This window comes from Paenibacillus sp. MY03 (assembly GCF_002165585.1).
Classification (GTDB): domain Bacteria; phylum Bacillota; class Bacilli; order Paenibacillales; family Paenibacillaceae; genus Pristimantibacillus; species Pristimantibacillus agaridevorans.
Window position 1 is genome coordinate 205,647 of sequence record NZ_MXQD01000008.1, and the last position, 12,123, is coordinate 217,769.

11 protein-coding genes are annotated in these 12,123 nt (G+C 54.2%); 8 read left to right on the plus strand and 3 right to left on the minus strand.

The genetic code is table 11. The features are described from left to right. Positions 1 to 7 precede the first annotated feature (7 nt). Complete coding sequence (locus tag B1748_RS10080; RefSeq protein ID WP_087567761.1) at positions 8 to 352, minus strand: YugN family protein; 345 nt, start codon at positions 350 to 352, stop codon at positions 8 to 10. 253 nt (positions 353 to 605) lie between these two features. Between B1748_RS10080 and B1748_RS10085 the strand changes: the two genes are divergently transcribed. Further along, entirely contained in the window at positions 606 to 1,796 is a 1,191-nt protein-coding gene (locus B1748_RS10085; protein ID WP_087567762.1) for an amidohydrolase, read from the plus strand. 27 nt (positions 1,797 to 1,823) lie between these two features. Here B1748_RS10085 and B1748_RS10090 read toward each other — a convergent pair whose 3' ends face one another. Continuing rightward, the gene (locus tag B1748_RS10090; protein ID WP_087567763.1) at positions 1,824 to 2,675 is read right to left on the minus strand and encodes a thermonuclease family protein; all 852 of its coding nucleotides are present in this window, start codon (positions 2,673 to 2,675) and stop codon (positions 1,824 to 1,826) included. Positions 2,676 to 2,841: 166 nt separating this feature from the next. On the opposite strand from B1748_RS10090, the gene B1748_RS10095 reads away from it, so the two are divergent. From B1748_RS10095 to B1748_RS10125, 7 genes are all read left to right on the plus strand, one after another. Next, positions 2,842 to 4,563 carry a DNA repair helicase XPB gene (locus tag B1748_RS10095; RefSeq protein ID WP_087567764.1) on the plus strand — a complete coding sequence of 574 codons (1,722 nt, stop codon included), beginning with the start codon at positions 2,842 to 2,844 and terminating at the stop codon, positions 4,561 to 4,563. After that, positions 4,557 to 6,617, plus strand: a complete 2,061-nt coding sequence (locus tag B1748_RS10100) for a helicase-associated domain-containing protein (protein ID WP_087567765.1) — start codon at positions 4,557 to 4,559, stop codon at positions 6,615 to 6,617. Before B1748_RS10095 ends, B1748_RS10100 begins: the two co-directional genes overlap by 7 nt. 253 nt (positions 6,618 to 6,870) lie before the next feature. Further along, complete coding sequence (locus B1748_RS10105) at positions 6,871 to 7,365, plus strand: YlbF/YmcA family competence regulator (protein WP_246608616.1); 495 nt, start codon at positions 6,871 to 6,873, stop codon at positions 7,363 to 7,365. 44 nt (positions 7,366 to 7,409) lie between these two features. Then, entirely contained in the window at positions 7,410 to 7,673 is a 264-nt protein-coding gene (locus B1748_RS10110; protein ID WP_087567766.1) for a YlbG family protein, read from the plus strand. 184 nt (positions 7,674 to 7,857) lie between these two features. Then, the gene (locus B1748_RS10115; RefSeq protein WP_087567767.1) at positions 7,858 to 8,295 is read left to right on the plus strand and encodes a hypothetical protein; all 438 of its coding nucleotides are present in this window, start codon (positions 7,858 to 7,860) and stop codon (positions 8,293 to 8,295) included. Between the two features lie 126 nt (positions 8,296 to 8,421). After that, positions 8,422 to 9,333: a selenium metabolism-associated LysR family transcriptional regulator gene (locus B1748_RS10120; RefSeq protein ID WP_087567768.1), complete on the plus strand. Its 912-nt coding sequence runs from the start codon at positions 8,422 to 8,424 to the stop codon at positions 9,331 to 9,333. After that, positions 9,324 to 10,232, plus strand: coding sequence for a PHP domain-containing protein (locus B1748_RS10125; RefSeq protein WP_087567769.1), 909 nt, complete (start codon positions 9,324 to 9,326; stop codon positions 10,230 to 10,232). Before B1748_RS10120 ends, B1748_RS10125 begins: the two co-directional genes overlap by 10 nt. A 65-nt stretch (positions 10,233 to 10,297) precedes the next feature. Here the strand turns inward: B1748_RS10125 and B1748_RS10130 are convergent, their stop codons facing one another. Next, the gene (locus B1748_RS10130; RefSeq protein ID WP_087567770.1) at positions 10,298 to 12,046 is read right to left on the minus strand and encodes an Rqc2 family fibronectin-binding protein; all 1,749 of its coding nucleotides are present in this window, start codon (positions 12,044 to 12,046) and stop codon (positions 10,298 to 10,300) included. Between the last annotated feature and the right edge of the window lie 77 nt (positions 12,047 to 12,123).

Sequence of the window (12,123 nt, forward strand, 5' to 3'; positions counted from 1 at the left end):
ACACCTCTTACAGAAGTTGTTTCTTCAGTTGGTCTAGACGCTGCGTAGCCGTATCCATGATATGCTTCGGAACCGGGGACTCGTATTCCATGCCGTGCGGGAATGTAGAGCGTCCGATATAGACCGCTTCGATATTGAGAACGGCATGCGGGTTCTCCAGCTTGCCCTCGATCGCGCGCGTGTTGATGCGCAGGAAGTAGTCGGAGCCGCTGGCCCGATCCGTTAATTTCAAATCATATGTAGCGCGATAATATTCCCATTGCCAACGAACGAAACCGACCTTTTCGGCCGCATCGTCCAGATGGTGCAGCTCGCTCTGAACGCCGTTTAATCCGGAGTTTTCAATAATCATTTCTGTTCCTCCCAAATTCACAAGACATAGTTGTACATTCTTTACTCATGATAGTATGTTTCCCCAGTCAGCGCAAGCCTTACTCCAGCAGCATGGGACTAATGTTCGTGACATTTTTGAGAATTATGGCCGGCTGTCTAATTGCCGGGCAAGCACTTCCTTATTGGCGGCGATCTTGCTAAACTAGAAAATAGAGGTCAATTATGGCGAAAACCTATGCTTTCCGATATTTGTACACAGGGAGGGGTTCGGAATGACCATACAACAGCAGCATACAGAGAGCGCGCTACAGCATCAATTCTCAAAGATGGTGGCCTGGCGCAGGCATATGCATCAGTATCCCGAGCTTTCATTCCGGGAGCGGGAAACCTCGTCGTGGATAGCCGGAAGGCTGAAGGAGCTGGGATGCGAGGCAAAGACCGGCGAGTACGGAAACGGTATTGTGGTGTCGATCGCCGGGGAGCAAGAGGGTCCGTGCATCGCGCTGCGCGCCGATATGGACGGGCTGCCCATTCAGGACGAAAAAAGCTGCGACTACAGCTCGAAGGTGCCGGGCGTCATGCATGCTTGCGGACATGACGGGCATACGTCGACGTTGCTTGCGATTGCCGACTATTACAATAGCAACAGGGACAAGTTCCGCGGCGAGCGGAGATTATTATTCCAGCATGCGGAGGAGGTAACGCCGGGCGGCGCGATCGAGATGGTCAAAGCCGGCGTACTAAACGGGGTTGATGCGGTATATGGCGTGCATCTGTGGACGCCTCTACCTTACGGGACAGTGGCCTCCAGGCCCGGACCGTTCATGAGCGCCGCGGACGAGTTCGTCATCGACATCGAGGGTAAGGGCGGACACGGCGGAATGCCGCACGCCACCGTCGACACGATCGTCATCGGCTCCGCAATGGTGCAGGCAATTCAGTCGATCGTCAGCCGCAATGTTAATCCGATACATCCGGCGGTCGTGACGATCGGTTCTTTCCAGGCGGGCACCACGAATAACGTGATCGCGGAGAAATGCAGGCTGAAGGGTACCGTCCGCTCCTTTGACGAAGACACCAGGAGGCAGATACACGAGCGGCTGGCGGCGATTGTCCAACAGACCTGCGAGATGTACGGAGCGGCTTGTCAGTACGAGATGCGCATCGGTTATCCGCCGGTCGTAAACGACGGGCAGGAGGCCGAGCGGTTTTTCCAGGTAGGGAGCGAGCTGTTCGGAGAGGATTTCGTCATTAACGCGGACCCCATCACCGTCGCCGAAGACTTTTCCTATTACCTGGAGCGTGTTCCGGGCTGCTTCATGTTCGTGGGAGCGGGCAATCCGGAGACGGGAGCGAGCTTTGCCCATCATCACCCTCGCTTCGATATCGATGAAAGAGCAATGCTCGATGCCGCCAGACTTTTGATCGGCATGGCGGAGCATCGCGCGAATATGCCAGCATAAAAATGAGCTTGCCGCGGGCAAGGGAGATTATTGATCCTCCCATACCGCGACAAGCTCATTGTTTTCGTTATACAGTTCGCCGGGATCCGGCTCGTTATTGTTCCAAACGTTGTCGACTTCCCAAATCAGCATGTTTTTTGAATTGGGAGCTGCGTTCTTTTCGCTGGAGGAAATCTGCAGCGTGCCTTGCGAAGGCAACTGGACGGAGTCGAAGGTATAGGTCTGATTGCCCCGAACGCTGATCAGCTTCCAGCCTTCCAAGTTGATGGTGTCGTATGTCGTATTTTTGATCGTGACCAGCTCGGCGCGTTTGTCCACCATCAACTCAATGCCGATCTGGGCAGCTTTCTTAACGGGAATGTCGGTCTGGCTTTTTTCATGCCCGGAACTCCAAATTCCGATCATATCGTGTTTCGCTTGCTGCTCCAAGCCCTTATAGACGTTTTCCATCTTTACGTTGGGCTCTACGATCATGACTTTAGCCAAGCCCTCTTGCAGCAGAAGCTCGTTCAGGATGCGTCCGTCTTTAAGCTCGACTATGGCCAGCGTCCTGCCGTAATGATCCTTGCTCTCCTTGTCGAAGGTCAGACGAACCTCCCCCGACTGCTCCAGCAGCTCCTTCGTATAAGAAGACGCTTCGTCGCCGTAAGGATCGGAGCCTTCATCTTCATTATGGATCTCAGGCGTGTCCACATATAGCAAGCGCACCGTCACCGAATCTTTTCCGCTCTTGACGCGGAACGTATCGCCGTCGATGTAATCAGTTACCTCCAGCCATTCGCCCGCCTTGGCTGTGCGATCGATTGCGGCAGGAGATGAGGCGCAGCCAGCCAGCAACATGGAGAGCATGATGAGCAGGAATAAATAAATACGATTCAAACATGTAGCCTCCCACGTACAGATTGTCAGGCTTTAACCGAGATTACTTCTCATTATTATAACATATATTGTGCCTATAATCGAAGTAAAGTAGAGCATTACGGATAAAATGCCCCCTTTCCATTCATACTGATGACATGAGACTGGATGGGGAGGTAAATGCTGGATGGTTGAAGCCAAAGATCGGGCATTGATCGTGCAATCCGACCTGACTGTGCTATTGGATGAAAGAGCGGCTGATGGCCAAGCTGCCAGAGAGCTGCTGCAGAGAGTCGCGGAGATGACGAAACGGACGGGGGACGTGCATACGTACCGGATTACGCCGGTAACGCTTTGGAATGCGCTAAGCGCCGGCGGAGATGCAGCCTCCGTCTTGGAAGGACTTAAGCGCCATTCGCGCTACGATCTCCCGCTCCAGGCGTCGGCCAGCATCAGGTTGTGGGCTGGAAGGTATGGCAAGCTTCAATTGTCCGAGGATGCCGGAAGGCTGCTCGTCACGGGAGACGAGGCTGTCATGGAGCAACTTGCGCTGCATTCGTCTTTGTCCGCGTGCAGGAAAGAAAAGCTGCATAGCTCTATGTGGGAGCTGTATCCCGAAAACCGCGGCGAATTCAAGCAGGAATTGGCGCGATTGGGTTACCCTGTGCTGGACCATGCCGGATATCGAAGCGGAGAGTCGCTGCCTGTCCGGCTTCTAACGGATCGTGGCAACGGCGCGGGCTTTGCGCTAAGAGATTACCAGCAAGAAGCGGTGGATCGGTTCCTGCAAAACGGCAGCGTGCAGGGAGGCAGCGGAGTTGTCGTGCTGCCCTGCGGTACAGGCAAGACCGTGGTAGGAATCGCCTCGCTTACTCAGCTTGGCACTGAGACGCTTGTGCTTACCTCCAGCGTCACCTCGGCACAGCAATGGAAAAATGAGCTTCTGGACAAAACGACGCTGACCGCCGAGCAGATCGGTCTTTATTGCGGCGCTTATAAACAGGTGCGCCCGGTAACGATCAGCACCTATACCCTGCTCACGCACCGCAGCTCGAAAAGCGGCGATTTCGCGCACATGAAGCTGTTCTCCGAACGGGATTGGGGGCTAATCGTCTACGATGAGGTGCATCTGCTTCCTGCGCCTGTGTTCCGAATGACGGCGAAGCTGCAAGCAACAAGAAGATTGGGACTCACAGCGACTCTTGTACGGGAGGATGGCTGCGCCGAAGACGTTTATTCGCTAATCGGACCCAAGCTGTACGACATGGAGTGGAAGAAGGCTGAAGCAGGGGCTTATATATCGATAGTCAATTGTACGGAAATTCGTGTCGGACTTCATGATTCCCATAGATCCGAATATGCGAATTCCGGGGCAAGGGGCAAGCTCAGAATAGCGGCGGAGAATAAAAACAAGCTGCCTGTCGTTCGCAAGCTGTTGGGGCGCCACGACGGGAAACCCACGCTTATTATAGGACAATATTTGGAGCAGCTTTATGCCATCGCAAAAGAATTGGATGCCCCTTTGTTGACCGGAGAAGTTCCGCAGGAGGAACGAGCCATCCTGTATGACAGCTTTCGGAATGGCGAAATCGGGGTGCTCGTCGTCTCGAAGGTCGCTAATCTGGCCGTGGATCTGCCCGACGCTGCCGTTGCGATCCAGGTATCAGGCAGCTTTGGTTCCAGACAAGAGGAGGCGCAAAGAATCGGCAGGTTGCTGAGACCTAAGCGCGGGGGAAACGAAGCCTGGTTCTATACCGTCGTAACCGAAGGGACCAAGGAAACGGAATTTGCCTGGAAGCGACAGTTGTTCATGATGGAGCAAGGCTATATGTACGAGCAGGACACGATGAAAGCACTGCCGGATGAATCGGAGAATATGCGGCGCGAAAGGGGAGAGTGCTCTTGCTGATTCAACAAATGATGGTCCGGCTGCCCTCCGAATGGCGCCTTAAAGTGATTGGAACGCCAATCGGCGAGCTGGCCTCAAACTTGTCGGATGGGCAGTCCGAAGCTGCAATTGCAGAAGCAGTAGCTAAAACCTGCGAAGGGTTGCCTCCATATGCGATGAAGGTGTTAGGCGCCATGCTGCTTATATGCGGACCATCGCCGATAGAAGAGGAGAAACTGACGGCTATGCTCCGTCAACATACTGCACGGCCAGGAGCGGAGATCAGAAGCGGACTTGCCCGTCTAGGAGAGGCGGGGACCGCATTTGCGATTCGTAAAGGATGGGGAGAGCGATGGTGGGTGATACCGTCCGATGCGTATGTTCCCCTCATGAACCGTCTCTACGAATGTCTGCCGCTATCCGAGGCTGTTCCGGCAGACGCCGAGGTACTGCCGCCTATGGACAAAAACGGCGTTTTTCAGTCCTTGCCTGTACCTTACGAACGCATTTTCTTATATGGTCTTGCTTTGCTTGACAAGCTGGATACTGGAGTGACGGCAAAAGGACTGTTGGCCAAAAAAACGATTGACCGTCTGGCGGCCTTATTCCGTCCCATCGAAGGGGCTCTGGAGCCGTTCGGTCTGCAAAGGACGCACGATATCCATTATCCGATGGGAGCAGCGCTGTTTCTGGAGGGCGCTCATGCGCTCGATCTTGTAGAGCTCCGCAACGGAGAAGAACTGCGTCTTCGCAAGCAGCAGTTGCATAAGTGGCTGCAGCTTCACTCTACAACTAGAGCCAGGCAACTGCAGGATTGGCTGATCAGCAGGCTTACGGAAGCCGCTGGATCCGATTCGGCCATCTGTGCCGCCATTGCGGGACAGCGGACTCGAGGAGGAGGGGATTGGGGCAGGGAGAGCTCGCTGCGCCAATGGGAAGCGCGTCGCAACGGTGTCCTTCAGAGAGGCGTCGGACACGGGAGCGCGGATTTGACGCTGGAAAGCCGTTGGCCGGACATTTGGCTGCAGCTCTTTTACGACTTCGGCTGGCTGGAGCTCGGGCGGCTAATGATCGACGGTGACACCGGCGAGCGTTTGTTTCGCTGGCGATCGGAGCCTGCTCCGCATGATGGAGAGTTAATCGTGCAGCCGAGCGGGGAGCTGATTGCGGGACCAGGCTGCCCATATGCCTGTCGGTGGGAGTTGGAGGCTATAGCCGAGCGCAGGGGAGACGGCGAGCTGGCGGAGTATGTTCTTACGGCAGCCTCCGTCGCCGCGGCATTGGAGCGTGGCTGGACACGCGATGCGATAAGCCGCTTCCTGCAGGAAGCGGCCGTAATGCCAAGCCTGCCTGCTGCGCTGGAATCGATGTTGGAGCAATGGGCAAGCCGCGCCTGCCAATTCGAATTCACGCAGGCTACCCTGCTTCGGTGCGGCTCGGAGGACCGCGCCGACTGGCTTGCCGCACAGGTGCAAGCTCACCCCTTTGAGCTGCAACGAATAGGTCCTGCAGTCTTCGTAGTGGATGCGGCGCATGTCAGCCCTTTGCGCAAGCTGTTGCAGCAAGCCGGATTCCCGCCTCGCAAAGGCGTGTCGCCAAAATGGCGGGCTCCGGAAGAGGAGTCCTTTGCGTCAATAATCCATGCAGAGGAGGCAGAGGATGCAGAGGAGGCGGAATGGCAGCCCGTTATTCCGGTTCCTGGCGTCGAAGGTTTGTATGTTGCCGATCACGCGTCCATTCGCCGATGCGAGCTGGCGAGCGATCCCGTTCCGGAAAGGCTTCTCGCAGCGGACTGGGCTTCGGTCCCGCAGATGTGGTCCAGGCAGCTGCGCGATTATCATCTGTCCACGCGCAAGGAGTTGCTGCAGAAAGCGATCACGCTAGAGACATCTGTCCGTATAATGACGAGCCAAGGTATGCGGACATTTGTTCCTGAACGTCTTGAAGGACGAGGCGGCATGGAGTGGTCGGTAGCCGGTTCTTGGGGCGATAACGTATCCGATCAGCCTGTCAGACTTACTCCCGAAATGTGGGGCGAAATGGGGATCGACTTGCCTGACGGGATAGTTACTTGACAATACATCTATTGGCTAAAACCCTGTAATATGATAATGTAATAATGCGAGTTCAAAAAATTTGGTTCTCCGTACCGAGAAGATTGAAGGCAACTAGAAACTGAGTAGCGGAGCGTAGCAGAGCTACGTGAGCAACGGAAGGTTCGGTTGCGTTCAATATTCGATGTCGAGTAAGCTTCTAGGCATACTTCGTAATGGGAATCGGAATTTTTGAACAACCTCTAGTAGCAAGCACGAGGAAAGAGGTGTATTCATGCCAATTGCCGAACCTTATTTGATGTCGATGGCAGATGGGCAGGGGGACGCCGCCGAAGCAACGCTTGACATGGCGTCTTTGCTGCTCAGCGCTTACGAATTGGGAGACTGGATTAATCAATCGGCAGAAGTTGCCGAGTACACATACTGGAAGACGGCAGTAAGTCAGAATGAAGAAGCGGCGCTACGGCAGCGGGAATTCGGGAAGGCGAAGGAGCTGTTCGCCGAATGCCAGCGATTTGGCAGATTCCATCCCGACTATCATGAGGCCAAAGACAAGATGAAGGCAGCCGAAAAACTGCTGGATGAGGTGGAATGCGTCAAGCGTTTCAAGCTGGCTGAGCAAGCGGTTGACGAGATGCTGCACGAGGTTGCGGTTATGATCGCCGAATCGGTATCGGATACGATTAAGGTGCCGAGCAATGAAAAGGGATCGGGGAGCGGCTGCGGGGGCGGCGGATCTTGCAGCTGCGGAAGCGGAGGCTGCGGCTAGCGAGCAAGGCGGCTTGGCGCGATTGTTGAGGGGGCGTATAGAGGATGTTGCCGGAACGAACGGGTTTTATTATATGGGTCAGCGACTTAAAAGCGGCAAGGGCATTGGAACGCTTCGGCAGTGTCCACTACATGTCCAGAAAGCTGCATTATGTCGTTCTGTACATGAATGCGGACAGGGCGGAGGAAGCCGTGCGGCAAATGACTCGCCTGCCCTACGTGCGCAAGGTAGAGCGCTCCTATCGCAATGAGATCAAGACGGAATATAGCAAGGACAGCGAGGACAAAACAAGGTTTTACAGTTTGTAGCCAGTCATGGGAAACGCTTGAGCCCTTCGGTATGGGCTTGAGCGTTTTTTTTTGACCAGTTATACATATTATGCCATATTTGGCCTGACTTTATTTTATTGTTGAAATATTGGACAGCCGTGATAGAATGATAGTATGTACATAGGTTAAAAGCCCTGGTTCCTTGGGAGGAGTAGGTTGCGAGATGAAGGATAAAATGACGAGAAGATGGAGCACTTATGAGTCGTTTTATGTTGAGCTCGGCGACAAGAAGGTGGTTGACATCATCATTACCAACCACGCGAAGAGCCGGTGGCTTGACCGTATCGAGACGGAGAAGACCGGATACGACGATATTGCCGAATTTTTATGGGAATGTTTGAAAAAGGATCGCATTGAACCATACTATCGCAATGAGCAAGATGTATATTTGATCGATGACGATCTGGTGTTCGTCGCGGAATTTTCGGATTCGCTTACCGAACGGGATTTGCTGGGCAACCCGCTCCATAAGATGATCGTAGTGACGTTTCTGGGACGAATGTCGGAGACGATCGAGCTCCGCGATCTGAAGTCGTATTACTCCTGGTTAAGACATTCCAGACGAATGACGCTAATCAAAAATAGCCGCAAGCGCAAATAATACAATTCATGCCAAACTTAAATATTATTAATTGGATCGGAGCGCAGAGTCGACAAGACATGCGCTTTTTTGTCGTATCCCGATCCATCTTATTGTATAATAAGGGCAAAGAAAGGACGGGTTATTATGGCGCTTAATTTCCATCAGTTGCATATATTCCATACGGTTGCGGAACGGGGGAGCTTCTCGGCCGCCGCGCAATCTCTTCATATGACGCAGCCCGCGGTAACGATGCAGGTGCAGTCGCTCGAGGAATATTTCGGCACGAAGCTGCTACAACGTTCAACGAAGCGGATCGAGCTCACCGAGGCCGGCAGGGCGCTCATGCCTTATGCCAAGAGCAGCATCGAGCTTATCCGGGATACCGATCAGGCGATGTCGACTTTTACGAAGCAGCTCAAGGGCAAGCTGCAGCTTGGCTCCAGCTTGACGATCGGCGAATACATTTTGCCCCGGCTGCTGGGACCGTTCGGACAGGAGTACCCTCATATCTCCATCAGCATGAAGGTTATGAACACCGCTCAAATAATGGAAGATATTCTCAATCATCAATTAAATTTCGGATTAATCGAGGCGCCCGTTAATCATCCCGACATGTATATGGAAGCGGTGATGAACGACGAGCTCGTATTAGTGGTCCATAAGGACCATCCTTTGGCGGAAGTTTCGGAAACCACTCTTGCGGATGCGCTGCAGTATACGTTCGTGCTGAGGGAGCAAGGCTCGGGGACAAGACTTGTCATGGAGGATGAACTGCGGAACAAAGGATTCGATCCTTCCGCCATGAAAATCGTGATGGAGCTCGGAAGCACCGGCGCAGTCAAGTCGGCTGTAGAGGCGGGGCTCGGCATCTCGATCTTGTCGACCTCTTCGGTCAAACATGAGATGGCTCTCGGATTGATCAAGACGGTCAAGCTGACGGATGCCCGGTTTCACCGGCAGTTCTATTCGATCTACCTCAAGTCCGCGCTGCTGCCGATATCTGCGGTGACGTTCCTGACGTTTCTGAGAGAGAGGGATTTGAAACAATGGCTGTAACGAATAAATGGGCAAAGAAAACCGCCGACAACGGCCGAGTCGATCTTCATTGCCATACGACGGCTTCGGACGGCATGTTCGCTCCCGCCGAGGTAGTCCGCAAGGGCCAAGCGGCGGGATTGACAGCCATCGCCATTACGGACCATGATACGGTAGCGGGTGTCGCCGAAGCGGCGGAGGAAGGCGAACGTCTCGGCATTACGGTTGTGCCTGGCATAGAGATCAGCACGTATGCGGAAGGCGCCGACATTCATGTACTGGGCTATTTTACAGCCAATGACAATGAGTTGTGGCAGGAGCGTCTGTCCAGTCTCAGAGGCGTAAGAGGGAACCGAAACGTTCTCATCGTGGAGAAACTCCGGTCGCTCGGAATTGCGATCGCCTGGTCGGATGTAGAAGGGATTGCCAATGAAAGAAGGCCGGCCGACGGGACGAAAGGAAAAAGCATCGGGCGCCCCCATATTGCCGAAGCGTTAATTCGCAAGGGGATCGTTGCTACCATGGGCGAAGCGTTTGATCGGTATCTGGCGGCAGGGGCGGCCGCTTATGTAGAGATGCCCAAGGTCCACCCTGTAGAAGCGCTGCGCTGGATCAAAGAGGCGGGCGGCGCCGGCGTCATTGCGCATCCCGGCTTATACGGGCGGGACGCCTTGGTGAAAGAGCTGATTGCAGCTGGAGCGGATGGGATCGAGGTCTACCATCCCGATCATGGCGCGGAGAGCGAGCAGCGTTATTTGGAGCTCGCCAATCGTCAAGGCATTATAGCGACCGGGGGTTCGGATTATCATGGAGAGCGGAACGGCGAAAGTTATCATGGCGCCATTGGCAGCAGGTACGCGCCTCCCGATACGATTCGTGCCTTGCTGGACAAGTTGTTGCAGAGAAACGGGACGGTGTAACGTTTAACGAATAAACGGCGGAGCGCGCTTGCTCCGCCGTTTGGCGTTCAGGACATCTGTCCAGCTTAAGATTTGATTTCGCTGGCCAGCGATTTCAGCCGCGCCGTGTCCGGCGTGATAAACAGCGTCTTTTGATTGTCGTAGATGACGAAGCCCGGCTTTGCGCCGTTCGGCTTGCGCACATGACGGATTAGCGTATAGTCGACGGGCACCATGCTGGATTCTTTTGCTTGGCTGTAGAAGGCGGACAGCATCGCGGCTTCCTCCAGCGTGGCGTCGCCGAAGTCGCCGCCGCGAATGACGACGTGAGAACCCGGAATGTCTTTCGTGTGAAGCCAGGTATCCGACGGAGCAGCCAGGCGATTGGTCAAATATTCGTTTTGCGTATTATTTTTGCCGACATAGACGGGAATGCCTTCTGAAGATGTATAACAGAGAAGGGCCGGGCGTGTCGGCTTTTTGCGTTTAGGGCCTCTGCGATTCCGTTCCCTCATATAACCTTGCTGGACCAGCTCGTCCCGAATTTCCTCGATATCCGCAAGCGAAGCGTTGTCCAGCTGTTGCAGCAAAGCTTCGAAATAACGGATTTCTTCCTCCGTCAGACTCATCTGCTCTCCTACAATCGATAAACTGTTGCGATGTTTCGTATATCTGCGGAAGTAACGTTGAGCGTTCTCTGATGGATTAAGCTGCGGGTCCAGCTCAATCGTCACTTCCGCCGCGTTCTCGTCATAGAAGTTGACAAGCGTAATAGAGCTGTCGCCCCGATTGATCTGATGCATGTAAGCCGTCAGCAGTTCGCCCAGCACTCTGTATTTTTCCGCGTCCCGAGCCACCTCAAGCGTTTCTTGAAGCTTTTTGATCTTCGCTGCGTTTTTGGCTTTTTCGTTTTGCACGAACCGGATCAGATCCGCGGCCCGCTGCTTTACCGTATCGCGCTCCGCCTTATCGCCGTAGAACGACTCCAAGCATTCGCTGACGCTGTCATAAGGGGACCATTCGCCATGAATATGGGTTAAGCGCGTAATCGAGAAACTTGATTTGCCCGTTCCGATATCGGTCACGATACCCGGATTATAGCGGTGCTCGCGAACCTGTTCTATCATGTCCCGGAAGCTGTTCCATAACGAACCTTCGCTGCCGTCGTCTTTGGATCGGAACACGATTTCCTTGGCAAGAAGGGGGCTGAGACCGCTAAAAGCGGCAACCAAAGCTTGGGCATCGGTAAGGGCAGTCCGATCCTCGCCCGACGCTGCCGCCATTAGCGAACGGAATTCCGCCTCTTCGGTCACCTCGATTGGGTCTCGTTTGTTCTGATCCGGCGGAGCCGTATAGGCGCTGCCTGGCATGACGATCCGGAAAGCGCTGATGGCAGGCGTGACATGGTGAATGCCGTCATGGATAAGTCCCGTTCCTGCATCCATCAAAATGATGTTGCTATGGCGGCCCATGATTTCGATAATGATGCGCTTGCTTGACAGGTCGCCAAGCTCGTCGCGATGCCTCACGTCGATATGAATAATCCGTTCATTGCCAACCTGGCTGACTGCTTCGATGACGCCGCTCTCGCAATGCTTTCGAAGCAGCATGCAGAACATGGGAGCTTCCAGCGGGTTGACATACGTTCCCGTCGTCCAGTGGACGCGAGGATACGTGGGATTGGCGGAGAGCAGCAGCTTGCCTTGCGCTCCGCCGCCCCGAATGGACAACACGAGATCGTGCTCGGTCGGTTGATGTATTTTATGAATGCGTGCGCCTACGCAGCGCTGAAGGTCTTGCACGAGTGCGCGTGTTACGATTCCGTCGAGTGCCATTGTCGTTATGTACCTTTCTTTTTGCAGGATGTCTCTATCATGCCATATTCGGGACAAAAAATTAAGTGCGGTGGGAT

Excerpts from the sequence above, each read along its gene's own strand:
- B1748_RS10125 (WP_087567769.1), top strand. The coding sequence starts at position 9,324 with ATGGCTGTAACGAATAAATGGGCAAAGAAAACCGCCGACAACGGCCGA.
- B1748_RS10085 (WP_087567762.1), top strand. The coding sequence starts at position 606 with ATGACCATACAACAGCAGCATACAGAGAGCGCGCTACAGCATCAATTC.
- B1748_RS10080 (WP_087567761.1), bottom strand. The coding sequence starts at position 352 with ATGATTATTGAAAACTCCGGATTAAACGGCGTTCAGAGCGAGCTGCAC.
- B1748_RS10115 (WP_087567767.1), top strand. The coding sequence starts at position 7,858 with ATGAAGGATAAAATGACGAGAAGATGGAGCACTTATGAGTCGTTTTAT.
- B1748_RS10110 (WP_087567766.1), top strand. The coding sequence starts at position 7,410 with ATGTTGCCGGAACGAACGGGTTTTATTATATGGGTCAGCGACTTAAAA.
- B1748_RS10130 (WP_087567770.1), bottom strand. The coding sequence starts at position 12,046 with ATGGCACTCGACGGAATCGTAACACGCGCACTCGTGCAAGACCTTCAG.
- B1748_RS10120 (WP_087567768.1), top strand. The coding sequence starts at position 8,422 with ATGGCGCTTAATTTCCATCAGTTGCATATATTCCATACGGTTGCGGAA.
- B1748_RS10095 (WP_087567764.1), top strand. The coding sequence starts at position 2,842 with ATGGTTGAAGCCAAAGATCGGGCATTGATCGTGCAATCCGACCTGACT.
- B1748_RS10105 (WP_246608616.1), top strand. The coding sequence starts at position 6,871 with ATGCCAATTGCCGAACCTTATTTGATGTCGATGGCAGATGGGCAGGGG.